Origin of the sequence: Marinobacter denitrificans (genome assembly GCF_008795955.1) — a bacterium.
GTDB classification, from domain to species: Bacteria; Pseudomonadota; Gammaproteobacteria; order Pseudomonadales; family Oleiphilaceae; genus Marinobacter; species Marinobacter denitrificans.
This window is the reverse complement of sequence record NZ_VMHN01000008.1, coordinates 125,355-150,415: the sequence shown is the minus strand read 5'-3', so window position 1 is coordinate 150,415 and position 25,061 is coordinate 125,355. Positions and strand designations below refer to the sequence as shown.

The window sequence follows — 25,061 nt, the reverse complement described above, 5'->3', positions numbered from 1 at the left end:
TATGAGACTGCTGTTGATCGCACTGCTGGCCCTGGCGTCCTCGAATGCTTCGGCTTTACAGGACCCCACTCGTCCGGACGGTTTTGGCGCTTCTCCTCAGGCTCAGGTGCCGCAAAGAGAGTTCATGCTGGCGTCGATATTTATTGGCAATGATCGCAGGGTGGCGGTTATCGATGGCGTGGTCCGCAGGGAGGGGCAGACCTTCGAGGGTGTTCGTGTCCGGCGAATCCACCCAGACCGGGTAGAGCTGGTTGATCAGGGACGAGTGCGCGTTTTACGCCTTGAACCCCTTCCGCAAGTGCGGAGTTCGCAATGACAGAGACACGAGCTGCTATGACACTGAACCGAACGTTTCTGACCCTGTCGCTAACCATATTCCTGGCGGCTTGTAGCAATAATCCGCTGATGCGCACGAGTCAGGCCACCTCGACCGATGCCGCCACCGCAATTGATGACGCGATGGCTGAGGCTGAAGCGGAACAGCGACGAAACGCGAGAGCGGAAGCGATGTCCGACAGGGTGCCCGATGACGTTAGCGCCGCACTGATGCCATCGTTGTCCTCCCCGACGAACGACGAAGACCGCTTTGACGTTAATGCGAGTGGGCTGGCTGCCGGGCCTTTTTTCGAGGCATTGGTAGAGGGCAGCCGTTACAACGTGGTGATCCATCCTGATGTTGCAGCAACCATTGATCTGCGCCTCAGGGATGTCACGGTGCCCGAGGTCATGGATATTGCTGGGGATCTGTACGGCCTGGACATCCAGCGCAGTGGCCGCCTCTTCCGGGTAAGGGCCAATAGCGTTCAGACACGTATGTTCCCGATTGATTACCTTCACTTCAAACGCAGTGGCGGTTCCGAAACTCGTGTCAGTTCAGGTCAGGTCAGTAGTGCGAGAGATAACTCAACCGGTGCCGGTTCATCTCGGGACCGTTCAGGCGACAACACCACCGCGAACCTGGTGGGCACGAGAATTTCCACCGAAACCGAATCGGATTTCTGGCAGGACATCGAGCGTTCCCTGAAGATGATCATCGGAACCGACAACGGTAGCCAGGTAATCATAAACGCCGGTGCGGGCCTGGTAATGGTCCGTTCCGATGGTGAGTCTCTCGGACAGGTGGAAGACTACCTGCGTCGCACACAACTGATCATGCAGCGGCAGGTGGTACTGGAAGCGAAGATTCTGGAGATTGGCCTGAATGAGGGGTATCAGCAGGGCATCAACTGGGCGGATATCCAGAGTGCCTCCAGTATCACGGCGTCTGACGGACTGCCGGAAGATTTTACCGCCCAGGCACTCGCCGGGCAGGCCATCAGTACCTCGGACATAGGCGGGCTATTCTCGGCCAGCGTGCGGGCGGGTGATTTCAGCGGGCTTATCGAACTGCTGGGAGAGCAGGGTAATGTTCAGATACTGTCGAGCCCGAGAATTTCCACGGTGAACAACCAGAAAGCGGTGATTAAAGTGGGGACGGACGAGTTCTTCGTCACCGACATCGATTTCGATGACAACAACTCAGCGGTTACCGCCACAGACCGGACCTCTACGTCGGTCGAGCTTACGCCCTTTTTCTCCGGTATTTCCCTGGATGTCACCCCGCAGATTGCTGAAGACGGTGCGATCACCCTGCACGTCCACCCCTCTGTCAGCGAAGTGAACGACCAGGAAAAGGTTATTACCGTGGGAGACCGGGATGTGGTCCTGCCCCTTGCCCGCAGCACCGTCCGCGAGACGGACAGCGTAATCCGTGCCGAGAGCGGTCAGATTGTGGTGATCGGCGGTCTGATCCAGAACACCAGTGAAGACAACAATTCTGCGGTGCCTTTCTTCAGCGAAATTCCATTGCTGGGGGAGCTGTTCAAACAACGTCGCTTCCAGTCCCGTAAGAGTGAACTGGTTATCCTGCTGCGGCCTGTGGTTGCCGGGAGTGAGCAGATGAGTGCTGATGTGTCGTCCAGCCGCGAGCGGATGCAGGTTCTGCGGGAACTGCTGGAATCGTCCGAGTCTGTGAAACCCCAACCGGAGAAAGCCAGACGCTAGCATGTACGAATCCCATTTCGGACTGCAGGAAGCACCGTTTGCATTGACGCCCAACACCCGATACTTCCTTCGGGCCCGCAGCCATAGTGATGCGCTGGAATTATTGCTGGTAGCGCTGCGTGAACGGGAAGGCTTTATTAAAATTACCGGGGAGGTGGGTACCGGCAAGACCCTGTTATGCCGCCTGCTGCTCAACGAACTGGAGCAGGATGCCCATACCGCCTATATTCCCAACCCGCACCTGACCCCGGATACCCTTTACGAAGCGGTGGCCGAGGAACTGGGTGTGGACGTGGTCCGCTGTGCTAACACTCACCAGATTCTCAAAGCGCTGAATGAACGTCTGATTGCCCTGGCCATGGAACAGCGGCCGGTTGTATTGGTGATCGATGAAGCCCAGGCCATGCCCGAGGACACCATTGAAGCCCTGCGGCTGCTGACCAACCTGGAAACCGAAAGTACCCGCCTGTTGCAGGTGGTGCTGTTCGGCCAGCCGGAACTGGATGTAATCCTGCAACGTGACAGCATGCGCCAGCTACGCCAGCGCATCACTTTCCAGTACCGGCTGGCTCCGCTGGACAAGGTGTCCGTAGCACAGTACCTGAGACATCGCCTGGCGCAGGCCGGTTACAACGGAGGTGAACTGTTTGCCCCCGCCGCCCTTCGCCTGATCTCCCGTTCCTCGGGTGGCATTCCGCGGCTGGTGAACATTATCGCCCATAAGGCTCTTTTGTCGGCCTGGGGCCGTGGTGACCGACAGGTAGGGCGGTCCCACGTCATGCAGGCTATTCGTGATACCGACAGCGCCCGTTTGCCCAACCTGCTGGTGAGGTGGTTATGAGTTTGCTCAATGACGCCCTGAGAGCCGCTGAACAGCGCCAGAACCGGCCAACGCCAGCGGGCGCCTATGTGGGTGGACAGCATAAGGCACATAACGGCCGGCCTGTGCTGCTGTTGGTGCTTTTGGTGGTGGCACTGCTCACCGCTATTGCGGGCAGCTACTGGGTGTTTGCCAACAGCTCCCCGGAGGAACCGATGGTGGTAGAAAGTCAGCCATCACCGGATCAGGCGGTCCAGAGGGACGTTGCGGTAGCAGACGAACAACCAGTAAACACACCCGCAGAAGTGTTGCCCCCCGCTCCAAAGCCAGAGGTGGTTAAGCAAGAACCTCAGCCTCGGCCGGCGTTGCCGCTGGAGCCAAAAATTACTAAAGCCGAAGTAAGCGAGCCAGAGCCGGCAGTTGCTTCCTCTCCGACAGTGGACGAGACGACGGCCGGGCAAAAAGCGGTGGCTTCGGAAGTGGAAGATACACAGCCGGAGGAACCCTCCACTGCCGGGGTCAAGCATGTACCTGAGACTCCGGCTGCCAAGGATCGAAGCACCGCGAGGGAGCTCGAACGACTGGTGGCCCGGGGCAACATTACTGACGCAGAGCGTGGCCTGGCAGCGCTGACACAGGAACAGACGGCACCTCGCAGTCGCTATGTGGTGGCCAGGGCACTTCTGGTGGAAGGGAAGCAGGATCAGGCTCTTGGCTGGTTGCCTGAAGGCGTAGCCGCCGAGCATCCGAAGTTGCGGTTATTAAGAGCCAGGGCACAGTACGCCAACAGCGACCTGGCGGCTGCCGTCGATACGCTCAGCGCAAGCGTGCCGCCGGTGGAAGGCCACTCTGAATACCGGGTTACCCTTGCGACCCTGTTGCAGCAGCAGGGAAAGAATGGGGAAGCCGCCCGCCACTGGGCTGAACTGATTGCGTGGGATGACAGCCAGGGCCCTTGGTGGGTAGGGCTTGCGATTTCGCTGGAAGCCCAGGGAGAACAGCTCGGAGCCGCCAGAGCATATCGGCAGGCAGCCGAACTCCCTGGGCTGCCCCGTTCACTGGCCGACTACGTGCAGCGAAGGCTGCAGGCATTGCGAGCAGGATGATTCATGGCTGAAGCAAAGAAAAAAATCCGTATTGGTGACCTGCTGGTCCAGAACGAAGTCATCACTGAACAACAGTTGATGACCGCTCTGCGTGAGCAGAAGAACACCGGGCGGAAGCTGGGCCGCACCCTGATCGATTTGGGCTATGTGGAAGAGGACAACCTCCTTAATATCCTCTCGCGCCAGCTGGACGTGCCCTTTGTGCAGCTGCGCCACTTCCAGTTCAATAACGAGCTGGTCAAAAAGTTACCGGAGGCCCTGGCCCGCCGTTTCCGCAGTATTGTGCTGGCGGAGCAAAGTGGCGAACTGCTGGTAGGCATGGCAGACCCGCTCGATATATTCGCGTACGACGAACTGGTCAGAGTGCTGAAGCAGCCGATAAAACAGGCCGTTGTGCGGGAAAGTGAATTGCTGAGCACGCTCGATCTGGTTTACCGCCGCACTGACGAAATCGCCTCGCTGGCGGAAGAACTGGAAGACGAACTCGGCGACGATGCCTTCGACCTGGCCGACCTCAGCGCTGAATCCGAAAGTGCCGAGGCTCCGGTGGTCAAGCTGCTGCAGACCCTGTTCGAGGATGCGGTACAGGCCCGCAGTTCGGATATCCATATCGAACCGGACGAGACCGTGGTGCGGATTCGTCAGCGTGTTGATGGCGTGCTGCAGGAGCAGGTGATGAAGGAGAAACGGGTGAATTCCGCCCTGGTACTTCGTCTCAAACTCATGGCCGGCCTCAACATCTCCGAGAAACGCATTCCCCAGGATGGCCGATTCAATATTCGGGTCAAGGGACGCAGTATCGACGTGCGGGTGTCCACCATGCCGGTGCAGTATGGCGAGTCGGTGGTCATGCGCTTGCTGGACCAGAGCCAGGGCATGCTGAACCTGGATGTTACCGGCATGCCGCCGGTGCTGCTGGAGAATTTCCGGCGCATGATCAAGAAGCCCCACGGCATGATCCTGGTCACCGGACCCACGGGTAGTGGTAAAACAACCACCCTTTATGGCGCGCTGACCGAACTGAACCGCCCGGAAGTGAAGATTATTACCGCGGAAGACCCTGTGGAATACCGCCTGCCACGGATTACGCAGGTACAGGTAAACCCGAAAATCGGTCTGGAATTCGCCAGCGTATTGCGCGCCGCCCTGCGTCAGGACCCTGACGTTATCCTGGTAGGGGAGATGCGGGATCACGAAACAGCAGAAATCGGCCTGCGGGCAGCGATGACTGGCCACCTGGTGCTCTCCACCTTGCACACCAACGATTCCATCAGCAGCGCCATGCGACTTATAGATATGGGCGTGGAGCCCTTTCTGGTGGCCAGTTCCCTCCTTGGTGTGGTGGCCCAACGACTGGTACGTAAGGTATGTGATAACTGCCGCGAAGCGTACGAACCTACCAGTCAGGAAAAAATCTGGCTTGACCAGTTTGACCTGGATCCATTGGATCTGGAAGCCGGCTTTGTTCACGGCCGGGGCTGCTACCAATGCAGCAATAGCGGATACCGGGGCCGCCTGGGTGTCTACGAGATGCTGGAAATGAACGAAGGCATGCTGGATGCATTGCGGCGCAAGGACCTTTCGGGCTTTACCCGGGAGGCCCGCAAAAGCCACCTGTATCGCCCGCTTGGCCTGTGCGCCATGGATTTTGCCCTGCAGGGGGTTACCACACTGGAAGAAGTGGCCCGGGTGGCCGCCACCTCGGAAGGCGACATTTCCCTGGAAGAAGTGCCTGTGCTGTCGCAAAGCCGAGGCAACGGTGCGAAGCACCCTGCGGCCAGTGAGGGTGGTGCCTGATGCAGTTCAGTTATCGGGGTAAAGACAGCCGGGGAGCAGTGCAACAGGGGGCGCTGGTCGCGACGAGCCCGGAGGCGGCTGCGTCCGAGCTCATGCGGCGGGGTATTACGCCACTGTCTATTCGCGAGCAGGATCAGAGCGAATCCCTGGGCGAGCGACTGAACAAGATGCCGATTTTCCGTAAGAAAATCAGCCTTGATGAACTGATTGTATTCTGTCGCCAGATGTATGCACTGACCAAAGCCGGCATTCCCCTGATTCGTACCATGCGGGGGCTGGCAGATACGACCCGCTCCCAGGTGCTCAGCGAAGTACTGGATGATGTGACTGACCGGCTGGAAGGTGGCTCTACCATGGCCGCTGCCATGCAGGCCCATCCGAAAGTGTTTTCTGAACTGTTTATCGCCATGATCCACGTGGGTGAGAATACCGGGCAACTGGATGATGCCTTCAAGCGTCTGTCTGACATTCTGGAACTGGAGCGGGACACCAAACGCCGCCTCAAGCAGGCCATGCGTTACCCCATGTTTGTGGTGATTGCCCTGTTTGCCGCCTTGATGGTCGTGAATTTTCTGGTGATCCCGAAGTTTGCCGCCGTGTTCAACAAACTGGGCGCGGACCTGCCATTTCTGACCCAGGTGCTGGTAGGCACGTCCAACTTCCTGCTGGGTTACTGGTACATCGTACTGTTCGGTTTGGCTGCCGCTGGGCTGCTGTTACGTCAGTGGAAGCAGACCGAGCAGGGGCGACTCACCTGGGATCGCTACAAGCTGAAAATGCCTATCATCGGCCCGCTGATGGAGTTGATTACACTGAGCCGCTTCGCCCGCAACTTTGCCAGCATGCAGGCGGCCGGCATGCCCGTGACCCAGGCCTTAACCGTGGTTGCGGAAGCTACTGACAATGCTTGGATATCAAGACACATCAAGGACATGCGGGCCGGCATCGAGCGTGGTGAAAGCCTGCTACGCACGGCCCGGCAGAGCGAGATGTTCACCCCCCTCATCCTGCAGATGATTGCCGTGGGTGAAGAGACGGGCTCCGTGGATGACATGCTGGTGAACGTGGCGGATTTTTACGATGAAGACGTGGACTACGGCCTCAAACGGCTGGCGGAATCCATCGAACCGATACTGATTGTGGCCATGGGCATACTGGTTCTGATTCTGGCGCTGGGCGTGTTCCTTCCGATATGGGACCTGGGGGCTGCTGCCATGGGGCGTGGTTGAATGGCCAGCCAGAAATATTCAGCGATGTCGGTGTTGGTCAACTCCCGTCGCCTGAGATTTCTGGTGGCGCTGTGCATCCTTTTCGTTCTTGGGTGGGTACTGCTCGGGGTATTGGAGCGGGAAGCGGCAAGGGCTGAGCAGACAGGCATGCGATTGATGCTGAACCAGATCAGAAGTGTACTGGTGGTAAAAGGAGCGGAGATTCGCCTGAAAGAGGGGGCGGACTTCAGAGACCGGGCGGGAAGGAATCCCTTCGACTGGTTTGAGTCAGCACCGGCCTCATACAAAGGCATTTGTACTGAGGGGCAGCCGGAACCCGGGCAGTGGTGTTTCAGGCCGTTACAGGCTGGTGACAAAAATGACACGGCGGGCCACAGCGGGCGGGTTATATTTCAACCACGCCAGCCGATAACCGTAGGAGAACAGCAGGGTAGCGACGCCACACCTCTGGCCTGGGTTGTGGCAGTAGAGTTTACGGATAGAAACGGCAATGGACGCCTGGACGAAGCAGATCTCCAGTCCGGCCTGAAATTGCAGCCGGTGGAGATGAAAAAGAGAAATGAACGTGCCGAGAATTAATAACAAGCCTCAGGGAGGCAGAGCCATGAAGGCGATGACAGCAACTAAGCACCAGACACGGGGTTTCACCCTGATCGAACTGGTGGTGGTGATATCCATCCTTGCCATTCTTGCAGCCTTCGCGCTGCCAAGGTTTGCGGAACTATCGGACGAAGCACACCGTGCAAGTATTCAGGGCACTTCTGGCGCCTATGCCGCTGCCGTCGCGCTGGTTCGGGCGCAATGGACAGCTCGCGGTGGCGCTGGCGCACAGGCCGATCTGCCGGGGTTTGGTGAGGAAAATGTGGACGTAAGCGCAGATGGTTGGCCTACGGGGGTGGGTGGCAATACCAACCCGGCTGCCATGACAGCCACAGAGTGCCAGGACCTCTGGCTCGCTTTGATGCAGTCAAATGCACCAACCGTGGCAACCTCCGGAGACACAACCGATTACACCGCGTCAGCAAGTGGCTCCGTGTGTACCTATGAGTACAACCTCAATGGTGGTGGGGACAGTATTCAGTACGACGCCAGCAATGGCGAAGTTATTAGAGTTATTAACTAAACCTTGAAAAGCAGCAAAAGCAGGAGAAAACCATGAATATGATGAATGAGATGGCAGCAAGAAAAGAGAAAGGTTTCACCCTTATTGAACTGGTAATGGTGATTGTGATTTTGGGTATTTTGGCGGCGTTTGCGTTGCCAAGGTTTGCGGATTTGGGCAATGAGGCCCGAGTAGCAAGTGTCCAAGGTGCCGCAGGAGCTGTTAAATCTGCTGCCGCAATTGCACACGCCCAATGGCTTGCTGATGGGAACTCCGCGGCAACTGTAGATTTAGATGGTGTCATAGTGGCTATGTCCGACGATGGTTATCCAGAGTCGGTTGCAGCGACTGCGACACCTGAGGGTATCACTGCTGCGGCTCAAATTGATGCGCAAGATTTTTCCTTTGATGCAGCCTCCGGTGTGTTCACTGTAACTGGCTTTACGGCTAATCCTGCCAACGAATGTCAGTTTACGTACGACGAGACTACCGGTCGTGTTACGAACTTGGTTACGACGGGCTGTTAGTAACGAGGTCGGATTAGCGAATGCATAATCCGACAACACTGATCGCCCGTGGTACCAAATGTCGGATTACGCCCACGCCAATCCAACCTACGTTTTGCGTGGGGCGGCCGGGAAGTGGGGAGAGGGGCATGGCAATAAAGAACGCCCCGAGATCATCGGGGTTTACCCTTGTTGAGCTGGTTATGGTCATCATCCTGATCGGGGTTCTCTCCGCTCTGGGTGTTGGCCTGTTTGCCGGTCGTTCTGCCTTTTCTCCCATGCTGGCTACTCAGCAACTTGCATCTGCCACGCTGCTTGCACAACAAGCGGCACTGGCGGGTAATGTGGCCAATACCCTCACCATTGAGCAGGATGGCAGCCATTTCCGCTTTACTGTCGGGGCCGGAACTTCGGCTTCGCGTACATTCGAGTTGCCCCGGGAGGGCACCTCACTCTCTGCTCCGGGCGGATTGCCGCTGACGATAACGTTCAATTCAGACGGCACTTCGGCCAGCGGGGCTAACCTCGGGTTTACCTTCACCGGAGACAGCACCTTTAAAACCTGCCTGAGCTCCCTGGGCGCGGTATACCGCGGGAGCTGTCAGTTATGATGCACCACCAGCGCGGCGCAACCCTGGTGGAGCTGGTGATGACCATTGTGATTATCAGCGTGGCCATAGCCGGTGTAGTGGGCGCCTTTGCGTTGATCACCGGGCGCAGCGCCGACCCCCTGAACCATACCCGGGCGGTGGAGCTGGCTCAGCTTTACATGGACGAGATTATCTCAAAAAAATACGACGACACGACGCCTCAGGGTGGAGCGCCGAAGTATTCCGGTAGTTGTAACATTGGTCCGGATGGGGAGAGCAGGGGGGCCTTTGACGATGTGGACGATTACCACAACACATACGATTCACCTCCTGAAAATGCTGAAGCTGCCCTTATGGGTTACAACGACTTTGCCGTGAATGTCACTGTTACCTGTGCAGGCGATGAAGTGAATTTGCCTGATACCGAAGCCAAGCGTATTGACCTTACGATCACCGCACCTGGCGGGCAGACCTTCTCATTCTCAGCCTACAGGGCGAATTTCTGATGCGTCGCGCGGCTGGCTTTACCCTGGTTGAGCTGATCATTGTGATTGTTCTGCTCGCTATCGTGGCAACGATATCTGTGCAGTTTGTTGCCTTGTCTACCCGCGGGGCGATTGACGTCAGTTCCCGCCAGCAGAGGGCGCTTACGGGTGTAGTAATCAGTGAGCATATATCACGAAGCCTGCGGGCAGCGTTGCCAACCTCCATCCGTGCAAGCGCAGACGGTTCCTGCATTGAATGGATGCCCATCCGCGCGGCGTCCAATTACCTTGATTTGCCAAAGGGCGGCTCGCCTTCATCATTTGATGCTGTGCCATTGCCCGGTGGTCAGACGGCTTCGGGGAGGGTTGTTGTCTATGGCTATAGCAGCGATGTGTATAACATCACTAACCCGGGGCCTTTGTCGCCTCCGGCCAGTTTGCCTGCAGGTTCTCCTCCGGTAACAGTCACCTTTGATGGTGGGGCAATTCACCGGTTCTCAGCAAAGTCGCCTGAAAAGCGTTTCTATGTGGTCGGTGAACCGATTGCCCTCTGTCAGTCAGACAAGTGGCTATACCGCTACAGTAATTATGGCATCAATTCCGCCGTTGCCTCTGGGCTGCCTTCAAGCTTTCCGGGGCGGGAGGTGCTTGCGGCAACCCTGGAAGATAACTCCCTTCTTTTCGAGGTTACGCCCCCGACGTTGCAGCGTGGCGCGGTGGTGTCATTCAGTTTTGTTCTTGAAGAGGACCAAACCGGGGAATCCACCGCCATCAGCCAGGAGGTACAGATCCGCAATGTGCCCTGAGACGCTGCTTAAAAAACAATCTGGCGCTGGCCTGCCCGTTGCCCTGTTCATCGTGACCGTACTGGCGTTCCTGGTGCTTGGCATGTCCCAGCTCCAGCAGGGCAGTGGCGAGTCCATCAGTCTGCAGATTCAGTCCCAGCGCGCGTTCTTTGCAGCTGAAAGTGGTGCACAGGTAGCAGTGCGGGATGTACTGGAAGCGGACAGTTGTAGTGGCCTCCACAGCCCGCTGGCGTTTAATGATGCCAATGGCCTTCAGGGTTGCAGTGCAACGATGACCTGTGAGTCGGTAACCGCGGATATTGGTGGCTCCGGTGGCAACACCGTCTTTACCATTACCAGCAGCGGTCAGTGTGGCGCGGGAGCGGACCAGGCGTCGCGCTCAGTGGAGGTGCGCGTGCGATGAAAACAATCCGTGAATTTGTGGCCATACTGACCGTTCTGGTGATCGGGTGTGTGGTGTCTCCGTCGGTTTGGGCTGCTTCCTGCTCCAATGTGTTCGGTGCACCTGACGGTATCAACGAAAATCTGCAAGCTTCGGGCAATACGCTGGATTTGTCTGGCATTGCTTTCGCTGACAATCCATGGCCAGCGTCTGGCACCACGCTTACGTCCGGGGATTACTTCTTTCGCGGCACGAACCTCGACAATGGCTATCAGCTTAATGTTGCCGCCGGAGCGCAGGTACGTGTTTTCGTGAGTGGGTCCCTGACTACGGGTAACAATATCGGCTTTAACCCCACTGGTGGCAGTGACCAGTTTTTACTGGTTGTTGATGGCAGTCTGTCGATGGGAAACAACGCCAGAATACGGGGGCTTGTATACGCGTCAGGAGCCATGACTCTGGGCAACAACGCTAACCTCAGAGGTGGGCTGGCAGCGGGTGGCAGTATCTCGACGGGGAACCAGGATCCGGTAGCCGACTACAGCGGCGTTGGAGCCGGACTGCTCGCGGGGCTCTGTGAGGCACCTGTCGATCTATCTGCGAATGGGGATAGCATTGGGCCAGTCAGTGTTGCTGTGGGTGATAATGTTTTGTTGAGTGTTACCGGGCAGGAATGCCCGCCAGAGGGGGTCTGGTACAGCTATCGGGTTTGGGAAGACCGCTGGGTGATTGATGGAGAACAAAGGGAGGCCTTCAACACAGCGTCGCTGTGTGATCGTTCTCCCGTGACTCGAACAGTTACCTTTGATGAACCCGGCCAATACACTGTCAGTTTCCAGTCATTGTATCGGGAATGCATCTATTTGTTTGGCTGCGAGAACACTCAACGGTTGTTAGGCTCAGATGAGATTGTCATCGAGGTGGTGGATCCGGCTGGCGAGCTGGCCTGTTTTGTAGATGAATTCGCCAGTGGCCTTTCTGCAGACGACTGGGTTACGTCGGTTGCCAGCGGAAGTTTCAATCCGTCGGTGGTAGGTAGCCGTCTGCGAATGACGGAAGCCGTCAGTAACCAGTCAACGGCTGCAACCTTGCAACGGGAAATCCCCGGCGCAGACAATCTCGTCATTCTCGAATTCGACTATTACGCTTACGGCGGTAGTGGAGCTGACGGGCTGGCGGTTGTCCTGTCGGATGCCTCCATTACGCCCCAGCCCGGAAGTTTCGGCGGTTCTCTGGGGTATGCCCAACGTAACAATGGCGATCCGGGGTTCGCGGGGGGATGGATCGGGATCGGCCTGGATGAATTCGGCAACTTTTCCAATCCTACGGAAGGCCGCCAGGGCGGGCCAGGTTTTCGGCGAGATGCTGTTGCGATCCGGGGAGCTTATCAAGGTGGTTATCGTTACCTTAGAGGTACCGGCACGCTCGCTACGGGTATCGATCAGCCTGGCAATAATGATCCCTCCGCTCACCGTTACCGCATTATTGTGGACTCCCGAAATGTCGGTGAGGCTGTGGTTTCGGTTGAGCGCGATACAACTGGCACTGGGAACAGCTTTCAGGAGCTGATCGCTCCATTCGATGCATTGAATGAAACCGGGCAACCGGATGTACCGGAGAACTTTCTTCTGTCCCTGACGGGCTCCACGGGTGGCTCCACCAATATCCACGAACTGGACAACATCGAATTATGCGCGCTTCAGCTTAACCCGGTAGGTGATCAGGTTGATCACTTCGAAATCATCCACGATGGCGTGGCGCTGACGTGTCAGCCAGAAACCGTCACCATTCGTGCCTGTGCGGATGAAAACTGCGACCAGTTGTTCACTGACCCAGTTCAGGCCACTCTTGCGCCCTCCGAGGGCTGGCAGGGCGGGAATGTGGTCAATCTTGCCGGTGGCTTCGGAGAGGCAACCTTGCAGAATACCATTGCCGGTGAAGTCACCCTGGAGGTTATCGGCTCCCAGCCGACCACCCGGCCGCAAGCGGTCACACTCTGCCAGGCAGGGGGTGGGGGGCTATCCTCTGCAAATTGCATGTTGGAGTTTTTCGATTCCGGGTTGTCATTCGATGTGCCGGACCTGACCTCCCACCGGCCCTCCGGCCCTGTCGAAGTGCGGGCAGTGCGGCGGGATGACGCCACCCAGGCCTGTGTACCGGCGTTTGAAAACGTGGAACGCCCGGTACAGTTCTGGTCTACCTATATTGATCCGGACGAAACTAACCGCCCCGCCAGTCGGGTACTTTCTCTCAATGGAGAGGAAGTGAGCGGCGATTCCGGAGCCCCAACCACCATAAACCTGAACTTTGGGGCCGGTGGCATTGCGGAGATCGATGTTCGCTACCCGGACGCCGGGCAGATGCAGTTAGGTGGGCGTTATCTCGGCTCGGCCGCGACCGAGGACGAGGGCCTGGTGATGCCTGGTTCGGATCAGTTTGTCAGCGTGCCGGCAGGGCTTTGTGTACGTACCGATGGCGAATGTGCAGCCGGCGACGCGTCCTGTCCCCCGTTCGCAAAAGCCGGCGAGGAGTTTGATCTTTCCATAACGGCGGTCGGCTGGCAGAGCGATGGCGACGCGAATCTCTGCGAGGGGAATCCTGTTACACCCAACTTCCGTTTGCTGGATGTTCCGCTGTCCTCAAGTGTCGTAGCGCCGCCTGGTGGTGCGCACGGAGCGCTGTCCCCCACGAGCTATACCCATACCCGATCGGCGGACGCCACCGAAACGGTGAATGCCCGCGTTTCGGAAGTAGGAGCATTCGAGTTTCTTGCAACACCGGTTGATGGCGGCTACCTGGGCAAGACGGTTCCCCAGGGCATCAGTGCTGCCGCCGGTCGGTTCTATCCCGATCGGTTCAGTGTGACAGTTGATCCGGGAGCGTTGAGTGCCGAATGTTCAGAAGCCACGCCCTTTACTTACACCGGGCAGGATATCAAGTGGTCCCTGGTGCCCAGCCTCGAGATTGAGCCTTTGTCAATGCAAGGAACCCGAACGGTGAACTACACAGCGGCGGGCTTTTTGCGGCTTTCAGCAACGGGGGTATCGCGAGCCACTCCGCTGGCAGACAGTACGGCCCTGAACCGCAATGGCGATCCACTGACGGTGATCACCAACGTTTCGGACGGCGACCTGAATGAAATAATAGGCGAGCCGGGATTGCTGCAGTTTGACTATGCCGGCAACGATACGATCCGGTACGACAAATTGCCGGAAGCCCGGGTAGAGCCGGTGGATCCCGATCTGGAATACATTGTGACTGATATCGTGGATGCGGACGGGGTAAGCGGCGCTGATGCCCCTTACCCGTTCACACCGGCTGCGGACTTCGATGTGCGTTACGGGCGGTTGACCATGGACAATGTGTATGGCCCCGAGAACATCCCCGAGCTGCTGATGCCCTTCCGGCTGGAGTACTGGAACGGTTCCAGGTTTGTGGTGAATACGGCCGACAGTTGCACAGCTTGGAATACTACTGATATCTCCAGCCCGGCAGAGCACCATACCTTGGCGGCGGACGCAGGCACGTTCAGTAGTGGGGAGGCCGGCCCGCTAAGCCTTCAGCCAGCGGGCTCTCAGGGTACGGACACCCTCACATGGGCAGTGGAAACCTGGCTGACGGACGATGTCGACGAAGACGGCTCGCTGGATAATCCTTCAGCCCTGGCCACCTTCGGCGTTTATCGTGGCCACGACCGGGTGATCTACTGGCGGGAAAGGTAGGGGAAGGGAGATTCAGTCCTCCTCCCCCTCCGGATGATCCATTCCCAACTCATTGATTTTCCGGGTGAGTGTATTCCGCCCCCAGCCGAGCAGAATTGAGGCGTCACGCCGGCGACCGCCGGTATGCTTCAGTGCGGTCTCAATCATGATGCGCTCGAATTCCGGCACGGCGGTGTCGAGAATTCCCTTCCTGCCCCGCTTTAATTCCTGCTCGGCCCAGTTGCGAAGGCCTTCCTGCCAGGTCTGGCCTGTGGCGGGTGCTTCCGCTTGTTGCATGAGCTCAGGGGGTAGGTCGTCGATGTGAACCTCACGACCGCTGGCCATGACGGTCAGCCAGCGGCAGGTATTTTCCAGCTGGCGGACGTTGCCGGGCCAGGGAAGGGTGGTGAGGTACTCTTCAGCTTCCGGGCGCAGAAGTTTGGTTTCCACCGCCAGTTCCTTGGCGGCGCGCTTGAGGAAGTGCTCCATCAGGCGGGGGATGTCCTCCCGGCGCTCCGCCAGTTTTGGCAGGTGAACCCGGATCACGTTCAGACGGTGGAACAGATCTTCCCTGAAGGTGCCGGCCTGAACCAGTTTTTCGAGGTCCTGGTGTGTTGCTGCGATAATGCGTACGTCCACCTTTATGGGCGTGGTGCCGCCAACCCGGTAGAACTCGCCATCCGCCAGTACCCGTAACAGCCGGGTCTGGGTGTCAGCTGGCATGTCACCGATTTCATCAAGAAACAGAGTGCCGCCGTTGGCTTGTTCGAAACGCCCCTGCCTGGCGGCCGCGGCCCCGGTAAAGGCCCCTTTCTCGTGGCCGAACAGCTCGGACTCAATCAAGTCCTTGGGAATGGCGGCCATGTTCAGGGCGATAAACGGACGGCTGGCCCTTGGGCTGTGATTGTGCAGCGCCTGGGCCACCAGTTCCTTACCGGTGCCGCTTTCCCCGTTGATCAGTACCGTGATGTTGGAATGAGAGAGGCGACCAATGGCCCTGAACACCTCCTGCATGGCCGGCGCTTCACCAATGATTTCGGTGTTGCGCTGGGCACTTTCTGCCTGGGGTTCGGAAGTGGCCCTGCGCTCATGGCTGTGGGCAACAGCCCGCTTGACGAGAGCCACGGCATCATCCACATCAAAGGGCTTGGGCAGGTACTCAAAGGCACCGGTCTGATAGCTGGTTACCGCGCTTTCCAGATCGGAATGGGCCGTCATGATAATCACCGGCAGATCCGGGTGCGCCTCTACAATCTGCGACAGCAGGGTAATGCCATCCACACCGGGCATGCGGATATCGCTGATGATCGCGTCGGGCTGTTCGTGTTCCAGCCGCATCATGATGCTTTCGCCGCTTTCAAAAACCCGGGGCTGCATTCCGGCCTGGTTCAGGGCGCGCTCCAGCACCCAGCGAATACTGCGGTCGTCGTCAATTATCCAGACGTTTGCCGGTTGGCTCATTGATTGTCCTCCAGGGGCAGGAAGATGATGAAGTCGGTTTCGCCGGGCTCGCTTTCACACTCAACCAGCCCGTGATGTTGCCCGATGATACTTTGGGTGATGGACAGGCCGAGGCCGGTGCCGCTCGCCCGTCCGCTGATCATCGGGTAGAAAACGTTCTGCAGCAGATCCGGTGGTATGCCCGGGCCGTTGTCGATGACATCCACGCGGCAAACAAGGCGATGGCGCTTATGGCCGATGGTGAACTGTCGCAGCGCGCGGGTGCGGAAGGTGATGGTTGGTTGTTCGTTGCCAGTCATCTCCGACTGATTTTCAAAGGCGGCTTCCATGGCATTGCGGGCAATATTGAGAAAAGCCTGGATCAGTTGTTCCTTGTCCCCCTGAAACTCCGGCAGGCTGGGGTCATAGTCCCGTCGGAAGGTCAGCCGGCCGCGACTTTCCGCCTCAAGCAATGTTTTCACCCGTTCAAGCACTTCATGAATGTTGGTGGGGGCGAGTTTCGGCGCTTTGTTAGGGCCCAGCATTCTGTCCACCAGGGATCTCAGGCGATCAGCTTCTGCAATGATGACCTGGGTGTATTCCTTCTGGCCTTCGTCATTCAGTTCCCGGTCCAGCAACTGCGCTGCTCCCCGAATGCCGCCAAGTGGATTCTTGATTTCGTGGGCCATGCCCCGCACCAGTATTCGGGTGGTTTCCTGCTGGGAGATGATGTCCTCTTCCCGGCTGATACGCAGTAACCGGTCCCTTGGCTGTATTTCGATCAGCAGTTCCGCCGGGTCCAGGCTGATGGGTGAAACCGAGTAGTCAACGGTCAGCCGAAGGCCGCTTGTAAGCACGAACTCGGCTTCACGACGGGTGTAGGACTGACCGTTCTCGGCGGCGGCGTACAGGGTTTTGAGGGCATCTTCCGAGTCGATCAGAATGTCGTTGATTGGCGCGCCCTGGCTTCGGGTGATGCTGGTTTCGAACAGGCTCTCGGCGGCGGGATTCAGATACTGGATATGCAAACCTTCGCCCAGCACAATCACCGCTGTGGTCAGGCTGTCCAGTATGCTTTTATATCCCGCAGGTATTGCCATGCTTTCGTCCTTTTGATGGGCAACGCTCAGTACTCAACGCAGTTTTGCAAAAAGCGAACCACATTGCAGGGCAGGGCGTTGAAAGTGCGCATTTTGCGGGCATTGCGGTTCGACGGCCCGTCAATGCGCCGTTGTGTAGTGCATAAGTATAATTGTGCCGCTCAGAACGCTGGCTGGGCGCCCTGCGAATGCTCAGAGTATGGCTGCTTTGTGGTGCGGGCGCACTAAAATAGTGCGCTGCGTAAGATCAGGTGATGGCATCGGGGCTTGGCTGGCGGCCGCTATACCCGGTAGGGAGGGGGCTGGAACGTTGTGTCAGTTGTTAACGCTGGGCCGATGAATGGTGAAAGTTATGGTTTCGCCGCTTTTAACCGTGACACCGTTGCTATCAACGATGTTAACACCGGCATCGTGAGTGCCTCGGTAGACGTTACGCACCATAACGGTTCCGGATTGGCTCTGGCCAACAGGTTGGCCGTCCAGGGTCACTTCGTATTTGTGATTGTCCCGCAGTGAAGGCGAACTGGTGACCTGGAACTCAACGTTGCCACTGCCACTGTGGAAGGCCTCGTCATCGCCAGGTGCAACAAATGTCACGCTGTCATAGGCCGCGCCTTCCTGTTCGACCTTCTCCCGGAGTTTCTCCGGTTCCCGGACAGCCTCTGGTTTGGGCAAGGTAACGGTGGTTACCGGCTTGACCTTTATCTCTTCAGCTTCCGTGCCCTCTGCAGGTTCATCGGTGTAAGTGACGTTGCCCTGGGCATCAACCTGGCGGTACACCTCTGCGGAAAGCGGGAGGGCGAGGAAAGCGAGAACGCCTGCGACATATGCGAGCTGTGGTTTCATAGATACAACCTGTCTGTTGTTTTATCCGATTATCTGCGCCAGCCCCCTGTATTTCAACGCCATTCCTATCGTGCTTGGTTACATTACGTTAAGAGCGGGCGGCGCCGTGAGGTGAGGCACAAAAAAGCCCCGCACGGGCGGGGCTTTTCTGGCTGCTGGCACCTGGTGCCACGGCAGGACGTCTTAGCAGGAGTAGTACAGCTCGAACTCGACCGGGTGCGTGGTCATGTTCAGTCTTTCAACTTCGCCACGCTTCAGGTCGATGTAACCACCGATCATGTCTTCGGTGAATACGCCGCCGCGGGTCAGGAACTCGTGATCCGCTTCGAGGGAATCCAGGGCTTCCTGGAATGTCTCGGCAACCGTCGGGATGTTCAGGGCTTCTTCCTTCGGCAGGTCGTACAGATCCTTGTCCATGGCATCGCCCGGGTGGATCTTGTTCTGGATGCCGTCGAGGCCCGCCATCATCAGCGCTGCGAATGCCAGGTACGGGTTGGCAGAGGCGTCCGGGAAGCGAACTTCGATGCGACGGCCCTTCGGGCTGTTCACGTACGGGATACGGATGGAGGCAGAGCGGTTGCGGGCAGAGTAGGCCAGCATAACCGGTGCTTCAAAGCCCGGAACCAGACGCTTGTAGCTGTTAGTGGAGGCGTTGGTGAAGGCGTTGATGGCCTTGGCGTGCTTGATGACACCACCGATGTAGTAAATGGCCATCTCGCTCAGGCCGGCATAGCCGTCGCCAGCGAAGAGGTTCTTGCCGTCCTTGTTGAGGGACATGTGAACGTGCATGCCTGAACCGTTGTCACCAACAACCGGCTTGGGCATGAATGTCGCTGTCTTGCCGTAGGCGTGGGCAACATTGTGTACACAGTACTTCAGGATCTGAACTTCGTCAGCCTTGCGGGTCAGGGTGTTGGCGCCAACACCGATTTCACACTGGCCGGCAGTACCCACTTCGTGATGGTGTACTTCAATTTCCAGGCCCATGGATTCCATGGCCGCACACATGGCGCCACGCAGGTCGTGCAGGCTGTCCACTGGCGGAACCGGGAAGTAACCACCCTTCACACCCGGGCGGTGACCGATGTTGTTACGGTCAAAGTCTTCGCCAGACACCCAGGCTGCTTCTTCGGAGTACAGTTCGTACATCGCGCCCTGCATGTCGATTTTCCACTTGGCAGAGTCGAACACGAAGAATTCCGGCTCCGGGCCGAACAGTGCGCCGTCAGCGATGCCGGTGGACTTCAGATACTCTTCTGCACGTTTGGCAACTGAGCGCGGATCCCGCTCATAACCCTGCATGGTGGAGGGCTCCACGATGTCACAAGTGATATTGACGGTGGTCTCTTCCGTGAACGGGTCCAGAACAGAGGTTTCGTCTACCGGCATCAGGATCATGTCGGATTCGTTGATGCCCTTCCAGCCGGAGATAGAGGAGCCGTCGAACATTTTGCCGTCGGCAAAGAAATCCTCGTCAACCTCGGTTGCGGGCAGCGTTACGTGCTGCTCTTTACCGCGGCTGTCAGTGAATCGCATGTCGACCCATTTGACTTCGTGTTCTTTGATCAGATCAATCGTCTTGGACATTGTGCAAGCTCCGTCAGTTATCCCGCAGGGCGGGCGATTTCTGTGTGCGTTGTTGCCGGATCGTTCAGCGGTGCTGACTCCCGATCTTTCTTTCAGGTGGGGGCAGCTTATCAAAAGCTGTTCCGACTTACCTGTAAATTCGGCTGACAGGACTGAAGCAATAGCCTTGCCAATTTTATTTGCATGCTCCACAACTGCGCAATCGCGCGGTTTCCGGGCTGTTTTGGAGCGACACGCGAGCAGAAGCAGCCCATGGCGCCCTGTGTTGGTGCGTTAAAGTGGTGCGGTGCTGGAGAAAATGCATCAATTTGGTGCGCAGAGGCGAGTGCTCCAGTAGGCGTTTTTCTTCATATAAACAGAGAAGACTTTACTATATACTGCGCGCCACTTCATTTTCGTCCCGCTGAACACCTCTCAGGTCATTTCAGTGCATGCTGCAGGATTATAGTTGTGATTGATAAACTTCGTAATATCGCCATTATCGCCCACGTCGATCATGGCAAGACCACCCTGGTGGACCAGTTGTTGCGCCAATCCGGTACGCTGGATCGCAAAGAGCTCGAGAGCGAGCGCGTCATGGATTCCAATGACCAGGAGAAGGAACGCGGCATTACCATCCTGGCCAAGAACACCGCCCTGAAATGGCACGACTACGACATCAATATCGTCGACACACCGGGCCACGCCGACTTCGGTGGTGAAGTCGAGCGGGTAATGAGCATGGTGGACTGCGTGCTGCTGGTGGTTGATTCCATCGACGGGCCGATGCCGCAGACCCGTTTCGTAACCCAGAAAGCCTTTGACGCCGGCCTGCATCCGATCGTGGTCGTGAACAAGATCGACCGTCCGGGTGCCCGTCCGGATTGGGTTGTTGATCAAGTGTTTGACCTGTTCGATAACCTGGGTGCCAGCGACGAGCAACTGGATTTCCCCATCGTTTTTGCCAGTGCCCTGAACGGTATCGCTGGTATGGATCACGAGAAACTGGACGACAACATGGATGCGGTTTTCCAGGCCATTGTCGACCACGTGCCCGCGCCGCAAGTCGATCGCGATGGTCCGTTCCAGATGCAGATTTCCCAGCTCGACTACAACAGCTTCCTGGGCGTAATCGGCATTGGCCGCATCACGCGGGGCAAGATCAAAACCAACTCCCCGGTGACGGCTATCGGTGCCGATGGCAAGAAGCGTCAGGGCCGTATACTCAAGATCATGGGCCACTCCGGCCTGCAGCGTGTTGAAGTTGATGAGGCGCAGGCGGGCGACATCATCTGTGTGAGCGGCATGGATGAGCTGTATATCTCGGATACCCTGTGCGATCAGTCTGCCGTTGAAGCCCTGCCGCCGCTGACGGTCGACGAGCCCACGGTATCCATGACGTTCCAGGTCAATGACTCGCCGTTCTGTGGTAAGGAAGGCAAGTTCGTCACCAGTCGCAACATCAAGGAGCGCCTGGAGAAGGAGTTGCTGCACAACGTGGCACTGCGTGTTGAAGAGGGTGAATCCGCAGACAAGTTCAAGGTCTCCGGCCGTGGCGAGCTGCACCTATCGGTGCTGATCGAGAACATGCGCCGTGAAAACTTCGAGCTCGCGGTGGGTCGTCCGGAAGTGGTTATCCGCGAGATCGACGGGGTCAAGCAGGAGCCCTACGAGAACGTCATCATCGATATCGAAGAGCAGCACCAGGGTGCCCTGATGGACCAGATGGGTCTGCGCAAAGGCGAGCTGACCAATATGGTGCCGGACGGCAAGGGGCGTATGCGCCTTGAGTATACGATTCCGGCACGCGGTCTGATCGGTTTCCGCAACTCCTTCCTGACCATGACATCCGGCTCGGGTATCCTGACGTCGACCTTCAGCCATTACGGCCCGATCAAGAGCGGTGATATGACCAGCCGGCAGAACGGTGTGCTGGTTTCGATGGCGACCGGAGCGGCGCTGACCTACTCCCTCGAAACACTGCAGAGCAGGGGCAAGCTGTTCCTGGATCCTGGGCAGGAGGTCTATGAAGGTCAGTTGTGTGGCATTCACAGCCGGGACAACGATCTGGTCATCAACCCCACCAAGGGCAAAAAGCTCGACAACATGCGCGCCTCCGGCAAGGATGAAGTCATCGCTCTGGTGCCGCCTATCAAGTTCACTCTTGAGCAGGCGCTGGAGTTTATTGATGAAGACGAGCTGGTGGAGGTGACGCCAAAGTCCATTCGTCTGCGGAAGAAGCTGCTTACCGAAAACGAGCGCAAGCGCGCCCACAAGAAGTAATCGCAGTGCGGTAACTATAAAAGGGGCAGATCACATCTGCCCCTTTTTCGTTCACTTCAGCTAAACTCCGGTTACATCCTTTTTCCGGAGCGCTATATGCTCACCCTGTATCCCGACATCAAGCCCAATGCCCGGCATCGTCTTGCTGTGGACCCTCCTCATGAGCTTTATGTTGAAGAGAGTGGCAACCCGGATGGCATTCCGGTACTTGTCGTTCATGGTGGGCCCGGCGGCGGGTGTGAGGACTATTACCGTCGATTTTTTGATGCTGAGCGTTACCGCATTATCCTGATGGACCAGCGTGGCGCCGGCTGTTCCACCCCACTGGCGGAATTTGACGGCAACACCACACAAAAGCTGGTGGAAGACATGGAAACCGTCCGTTCGTTTCTTGGAATCAACCAATGGATTCTGTTTGGGGGAAGCTGGGGTTCCACCCTGAGTCTTGTCTACGCCCAGTCCCACCCGGACCGGGTGCTCGGGCTGGTATTGCGGGGCATCTTCCTGTGTCGCCCCAGGGATATTCACTGGTTTTACCAGGAGGGCGCCAGCCGGGTTTTTCCTGACTACTGGAAGGATTTCCTCGCGCCCATCCCGGAGAGCGAGCGGGAGGATCTCGTATCCGCCTACTATCGCCGCCTGACCAGCGCCAACGAGCTTGAGCAGATACAGGCGGCAAAGGCCTGGTCCATCTGGGAGGGTCGGTGCGCCACCCTGCATCCTAATCCGCGGGTGGTAGAGCACTTCGGCCATCCCCACGTGGCGATCGCTCTGGCCCGGATTGAGTGCCACTATTTTATGAATAATGCGTTTCTGGAGGATGACCAGATCGTCCGTGATGCAGGTTTCCTGAGAGATATTCCCGGAATCATTGTGCACGGCCGTTACGACATGGTTTGCCCCCTGGATAATGCCCTTGCCCTGAGTGAGGCGTGGCCCGAGGCAGACCTGAGAATTATCCGGGATGCCGGCCACTCAGCCTCTGAGCCGGCCATTGTTGATGCGCTGATGCGGGGCATTGATGAGGTAGTGGCACGACTTGACGGGCACCCCGAATAGGCACCTCTTCGCATAACCTGCAAATACCTCCTAAGAGGGGTTGCGGCGGCCCTGTGGCGTGGATAAACTCCGGCAGAACTTTTAAGTCCTTCCGCAGGGAGCTCAATGAAAGGGCTGATACAGCGAGTCACTCACGCCAGTGTTTCCGTTAACAAGCAGACTATTTCCTCCATCAACGCTGGCCTTCTGCTGCTGCTGGGAGTGGAGAAGAATGACACGCCGGAAACCGCCGCAAAACTCTGCCGCAAAGTGATCAGTTACCGGGTCTTTCCCGATGATCAGGGGCGAATGAACCGCAGCCTTCTAGACGAAGGGGGCTCTCTCCTTGTCGTTCCCCAGTTTACCCTTGCTGCCGATACCCGGTCGGGCACACGCCCGGGTTTTTCCGTTGCTGCGTCACCGGACCATGCCGAAGCATTGTTCCATGAGTTCCTTCTCGTGTCCGAGCAGCATCTGGGAAGTGCAGCTGTCGGGTGTGGCCAGTTTGGCGCTGACATGAAGGTAGCGCTGGAAAATGACGGGCCGGTCACTTTTCTACTTGAGGTTGGGAGCGAACCTGCATGAGGGTAGGTACTTGCACTGATTTAGCGCAACTGGCTGGCGGGTGGCCTTCTCTGGTGCAGTGTGTTCGTCGTGCACTTGTGCGAGTGCTGATTCTGGCGTGATTTTTCCGGACTAAGGCATTGAAAATAAAAAAGGTTTTTGATGGTGGCACTGGATTTGAAGATCATTAGCGGACTCCGGTGCCCGCCATTTTTGTAAGGATGGATATTTGTTCTTTTTAACCCGCTCGGGTCTGAAAGGTCCAATTAAAAATTTGCAAAAAAGAATTGATTGTATTAAAACAGGTTCATCACTCACGGCTTTAAGAAAAAGCTGTAAGTGTTTGACATAAAAAGGCCCTGCTTGGCCTTTGTAATAAAGAAGAAAAACGAATTGTTATGGCCTTGTCACAAAATTGACATGGTCAATACACAGAATAGGGCTCAACCAGCCCGACTGGTGAAGTCTTAAGAGCGGGAATTGAACCCGACGCTAAAACCTGAGTTAACTCAAAAAGGAAGACGCAACATGAAAAAAACGCTCATCGCTACCGCTATTGCTGCGGCAACTCTCTCCACAGGCGCTCTGGCCCAAGCTGGTGCAGAATCTGCAGACTCCCGTGCTGACGTTCTGGCAGAGCGCATGGATTCCATGCCGAACGTTTACGGTAACATTCAGTATGCGATCGCCCACGATAACTTTGATGGTGGTCCTTCTTCTGTCGAGCATTTCGACAATGGCACTACCCTTGGTGTTTCCCATGATCACGAAGTAGCTCCAGGTATCACTGGTTTCTTCAAGATTGAGCTCGAAGGCATGAACGCCGACGACAAAGCTGCCAGCAACGGCATCGATGGTCTGGATGAAGCCTATATTGGTGTGAAAGGCGACAGCTTCGGTCAGGTATGGGTTGGCTCTGACGACTCCACCTACGAGCGTGCTGTGGATGAGATCGCCCAGTATTACGAAGTGGCCACGTTGAACATCGGCCCAGACTACACCACTGGCGAAGGTGACCTGGTCCAGTACATGTCCCCGTCTTTCGGCGGTCTGAGCCTTTGGGCTGCCGTGCAGGTTAATGGCGACAATGACACCAAGGGTGGCAGTGACAAGTCATACCCGTACCAATTGGCCGCTGTTTACGAGATGGACGCGCTGGAACTGGCTGCTGCCGTTGACTCCAACGACACCAGCGATGGCAACAACGAGAACACCTATGGTCTGCGTGCAAGCTACAATCTGGACAACCTCCGCTTGACCGGTGAATTCCACACCCGGGACGACGCTGGGGACCTGTTTGGCATTATGGGTATTTACACCATCGGTGCAAACCAGTTCGCGTTGTCATACGAGCTGGGTGAAGCTGACGACTCTGCAGATACTGAGCGCGATACCATCACTCTGCAGGCTCTCCACAACCTCTCCGACCACATGTACGTCTACTTTGAAGGCTACCTGGGTGGCGGTGATGACGTGTATGAGTACGAAGATGAGCAGGGTAACACTGCGTTTACTGACGAGCGCTCCATCGCCTCTATCGGCGCTGTTTACTACTTCTGATCAGCTAACCAGCTAGTCAAAACGTAGTCGAAAAACCGGTAGCCTTCGGGCTGCCGGTTTTTTTATGTATGCTGATATCAAATTCCGCCTACCAGGA

Annotated in this window: 22 protein-coding genes; 18 read left to right on the top strand and 4 right to left on the bottom strand. The window is 57.1% G+C overall.

Annotation, left to right across the window (positions count from 1 at the left end; translation table 11 throughout):
• Position 1 precedes the first annotated feature (1 nt).
• The 14 genes from FO268_RS18395 to FO268_RS18330 all read left to right on the top strand — a co-directional run bounded on the left by FO268_RS18395 (position 2) and on the right by FO268_RS18330 (position 14,588).
• Positions 2-316 carry a hypothetical protein gene (locus tag FO268_RS18395; protein ID WP_150994695.1) on the top strand — a complete coding sequence of 105 codons (315 nt, stop codon included), beginning with the start codon at positions 2-4 and terminating at the stop codon, positions 314-316.
• A complete protein-coding gene (mshL, locus tag FO268_RS18390; RefSeq protein WP_150994694.1) occupies positions 313-2,043 on the top strand; it encodes a pilus (MSHA type) biogenesis protein MshL in 1,731 nt (576 codons plus the stop codon). The genes FO268_RS18395 and mshL overlap by 4 nt, the downstream gene beginning before the upstream one ends.
• Position 2,044: 1 nt before the next feature.
• Positions 2,045-2,884: an ExeA family protein gene (locus FO268_RS18385; RefSeq protein ID WP_150994693.1), complete on the top strand. Its 840-nt coding sequence runs from the start codon at positions 2,045-2,047 to the stop codon at positions 2,882-2,884.
• A complete protein-coding gene (locus FO268_RS18380) occupies positions 2,881-3,969 on the top strand; it encodes a hypothetical protein (protein ID WP_150994692.1) in 1,089 nt (362 codons plus the stop codon). The genes FO268_RS18385 and FO268_RS18380 overlap by 4 nt, the downstream gene beginning before the upstream one ends.
• Before the next feature lie 3 nt (positions 3,970-3,972).
• Positions 3,973-5,766 (top strand): GspE/PulE family protein, encoded by a 1,794-nt coding sequence (locus tag FO268_RS18375; RefSeq protein WP_150994691.1) that lies wholly within the window; start codon positions 3,973-3,975, stop codon positions 5,764-5,766.
• A complete protein-coding gene (locus FO268_RS18370; protein ID WP_150994690.1) occupies positions 5,766-6,995 on the top strand; it encodes a type II secretion system F family protein in 1,230 nt (409 codons plus the stop codon). The genes FO268_RS18375 and FO268_RS18370 overlap by 1 nt, the downstream gene beginning before the upstream one ends.
• Entirely contained in the window at positions 6,996-7,574 is a 579-nt protein-coding gene (locus FO268_RS18365) for a hypothetical protein (protein WP_150994689.1), read from the top strand.
• A 25-nt stretch (positions 7,575-7,599) separates the two neighbouring features.
• The gene (locus FO268_RS18360) at positions 7,600-8,118 is read left to right on the top strand and encodes a prepilin-type N-terminal cleavage/methylation domain-containing protein (protein WP_150994688.1); all 519 of its coding nucleotides are present in this window, start codon (positions 7,600-7,602) and stop codon (positions 8,116-8,118) included.
• A 32-nt stretch (positions 8,119-8,150) separates the two neighbouring features.
• A complete protein-coding gene (locus FO268_RS23290; RefSeq protein ID WP_150994687.1) occupies positions 8,151-8,624 on the top strand; it encodes a type IV pilin protein in 474 nt (157 codons plus the stop codon).
• A 128-nt stretch (positions 8,625-8,752) separates the two neighbouring features.
• Complete coding sequence (locus tag FO268_RS18350; RefSeq protein WP_150994686.1) at positions 8,753-9,214, top strand: type II secretion system protein; 462 nt, start codon at positions 8,753-8,755, stop codon at positions 9,212-9,214.
• Complete coding sequence (locus tag FO268_RS18345) at positions 9,211-9,699, top strand: type IV pilus modification PilV family protein (RefSeq protein WP_227716544.1); 489 nt, start codon at positions 9,211-9,213, stop codon at positions 9,697-9,699. Before FO268_RS18350 ends, FO268_RS18345 begins: the two co-directional genes overlap by 4 nt.
• Entirely contained in the window at positions 9,699-10,484 is a 786-nt protein-coding gene (locus tag FO268_RS18340) for a PulJ/GspJ family protein (RefSeq protein WP_150994685.1), read from the top strand. The genes FO268_RS18345 and FO268_RS18340 overlap by 1 nt, the downstream gene beginning before the upstream one ends.
• Complete coding sequence (locus FO268_RS18335; RefSeq protein ID WP_150994684.1) at positions 10,474-10,887, top strand: hypothetical protein; 414 nt, start codon at positions 10,474-10,476, stop codon at positions 10,885-10,887. The genes FO268_RS18340 and FO268_RS18335 overlap by 11 nt, the downstream gene beginning before the upstream one ends.
• On the top strand, positions 10,884-14,588 hold the full coding sequence (locus FO268_RS18330) for a DUF6701 domain-containing protein (RefSeq protein ID WP_150994683.1): 3,705 nt from the start codon (positions 10,884-10,886) through the stop codon (positions 14,586-14,588). Before FO268_RS18335 ends, FO268_RS18330 begins: the two co-directional genes overlap by 4 nt.
• Before the next feature lie 12 nt (positions 14,589-14,600).
• Here FO268_RS18330 and ntrC read toward each other — a convergent pair whose 3' ends face one another.
• The 4 genes from ntrC to glnA form a co-directional block, all read right to left on the bottom strand.
• Complete coding sequence (gene ntrC, locus FO268_RS18325; RefSeq protein WP_150994682.1) at positions 14,601-16,028, bottom strand: nitrogen regulation protein NR(I); 1,428 nt, start codon at positions 16,026-16,028, stop codon at positions 14,601-14,603.
• Complete coding sequence (gene glnL / locus FO268_RS18320) at positions 16,025-17,107, bottom strand: nitrogen regulation protein NR(II) (RefSeq protein ID WP_150994681.1); 1,083 nt, start codon at positions 17,105-17,107, stop codon at positions 16,025-16,027. Before glnL ends, ntrC begins: the two co-directional genes overlap by 4 nt.
• Positions 17,108-17,422: 315 nt before the next feature.
• Positions 17,423-17,953, bottom strand: coding sequence for a DUF4124 domain-containing protein (locus FO268_RS18315; protein ID WP_150994680.1), 531 nt, complete (start codon positions 17,951-17,953; stop codon positions 17,423-17,425).
• Between the two features lie 183 nt (positions 17,954-18,136).
• Positions 18,137-19,540, bottom strand: a complete 1,404-nt coding sequence (glnA, locus tag FO268_RS18310) for a glutamate--ammonia ligase (protein WP_150994679.1) — start codon at positions 19,538-19,540, stop codon at positions 18,137-18,139.
• Positions 19,541-19,990: 450 nt separating this feature from the next.
• Here glnA and typA point away from each other — a divergent pair, with 450 nt between their 5' ends.
• From typA to FO268_RS18290, 4 genes are all read left to right on the top strand, one after another.
• Complete coding sequence (gene typA / locus FO268_RS18305; protein WP_150994678.1) at positions 19,991-21,802, top strand: translational GTPase TypA; 1,812 nt, start codon at positions 19,991-19,993, stop codon at positions 21,800-21,802.
• Between the two features lie 96 nt (positions 21,803-21,898).
• Entirely contained in the window at positions 21,899-22,861 is a 963-nt protein-coding gene (gene pip, locus FO268_RS18300) for a prolyl aminopeptidase (protein WP_150994677.1), read from the top strand.
• 105 nt (positions 22,862-22,966) lie between these two features.
• Complete coding sequence (dtd, locus tag FO268_RS18295; protein WP_150994676.1) at positions 22,967-23,425, top strand: D-aminoacyl-tRNA deacylase; 459 nt, start codon at positions 22,967-22,969, stop codon at positions 23,423-23,425.
• 507 nt (positions 23,426-23,932) lie between these two features.
• Positions 23,933-24,964 (top strand): porin, encoded by a 1,032-nt coding sequence (locus tag FO268_RS18290; RefSeq protein ID WP_150994675.1) that lies wholly within the window; start codon positions 23,933-23,935, stop codon positions 24,962-24,964.
• Positions 24,965-25,061 lie beyond the last annotated feature (97 nt).

Excerpts from the sequence above, each read along its gene's own strand:
- glnA (WP_150994679.1), bottom strand. The coding sequence starts at position 19,540 with ATGTCCAAGACGATTGATCTGATCAAAGAACACGAAGTCAAATGGGTC.
- FO268_RS18330 (WP_150994683.1), top strand. The coding sequence starts at position 10,884 with ATGAAAACAATCCGTGAATTTGTGGCCATACTGACCGTTCTGGTGATC.
- FO268_RS18340 (WP_150994685.1), top strand. The coding sequence starts at position 9,699 with ATGCGTCGCGCGGCTGGCTTTACCCTGGTTGAGCTGATCATTGTGATT.
- pip (WP_150994677.1), top strand. The coding sequence starts at position 21,899 with ATGCTCACCCTGTATCCCGACATCAAGCCCAATGCCCGGCATCGTCTT.
- FO268_RS18290 (WP_150994675.1), top strand. The coding sequence starts at position 23,933 with ATGAAAAAAACGCTCATCGCTACCGCTATTGCTGCGGCAACTCTCTCC.
- FO268_RS18360 (WP_150994688.1), top strand. The coding sequence starts at position 7,600 with ATGAAGGCGATGACAGCAACTAAGCACCAGACACGGGGTTTCACCCTG.
- FO268_RS18365 (WP_150994689.1), top strand. The coding sequence starts at position 6,996 with ATGGCCAGCCAGAAATATTCAGCGATGTCGGTGTTGGTCAACTCCCGT.
- dtd (WP_150994676.1), top strand. The coding sequence starts at position 22,967 with ATGAAAGGGCTGATACAGCGAGTCACTCACGCCAGTGTTTCCGTTAAC.
- FO268_RS18395 (WP_150994695.1), top strand. The coding sequence starts at position 2 with ATGAGACTGCTGTTGATCGCACTGCTGGCCCTGGCGTCCTCGAATGCT.
- FO268_RS18350 (WP_150994686.1), top strand. The coding sequence starts at position 8,753 with ATGGCAATAAAGAACGCCCCGAGATCATCGGGGTTTACCCTTGTTGAG.
- FO268_RS18335 (WP_150994684.1), top strand. The coding sequence starts at position 10,474 with ATGTGCCCTGAGACGCTGCTTAAAAAACAATCTGGCGCTGGCCTGCCC.
- FO268_RS18370 (WP_150994690.1), top strand. The coding sequence starts at position 5,766 with ATGCAGTTCAGTTATCGGGGTAAAGACAGCCGGGGAGCAGTGCAACAG.
- FO268_RS18380 (WP_150994692.1), top strand. The coding sequence starts at position 2,881 with ATGAGTTTGCTCAATGACGCCCTGAGAGCCGCTGAACAGCGCCAGAAC.
- ntrC (WP_150994682.1), bottom strand. The coding sequence starts at position 16,028 with ATGAGCCAACCGGCAAACGTCTGGATAATTGACGACGACCGCAGTATT.
- FO268_RS18375 (WP_150994691.1), top strand. The coding sequence starts at position 3,973 with ATGGCTGAAGCAAAGAAAAAAATCCGTATTGGTGACCTGCTGGTCCAG.
- FO268_RS23290 (WP_150994687.1), top strand. The coding sequence starts at position 8,151 with ATGAATATGATGAATGAGATGGCAGCAAGAAAAGAGAAAGGTTTCACC.
- mshL (WP_150994694.1), top strand. The coding sequence starts at position 313 with ATGACAGAGACACGAGCTGCTATGACACTGAACCGAACGTTTCTGACC.
- FO268_RS18385 (WP_150994693.1), top strand. The coding sequence starts at position 2,045 with ATGTACGAATCCCATTTCGGACTGCAGGAAGCACCGTTTGCATTGACG.
- FO268_RS18315 (WP_150994680.1), bottom strand. The coding sequence starts at position 17,953 with ATGAAACCACAGCTCGCATATGTCGCAGGCGTTCTCGCTTTCCTCGCC.
- glnL (WP_150994681.1), bottom strand. The coding sequence starts at position 17,107 with ATGGCAATACCTGCGGGATATAAAAGCATACTGGACAGCCTGACCACA.
- FO268_RS18345 (WP_227716544.1), top strand. The coding sequence starts at position 9,211 with ATGATGCACCACCAGCGCGGCGCAACCCTGGTGGAGCTGGTGATGACC.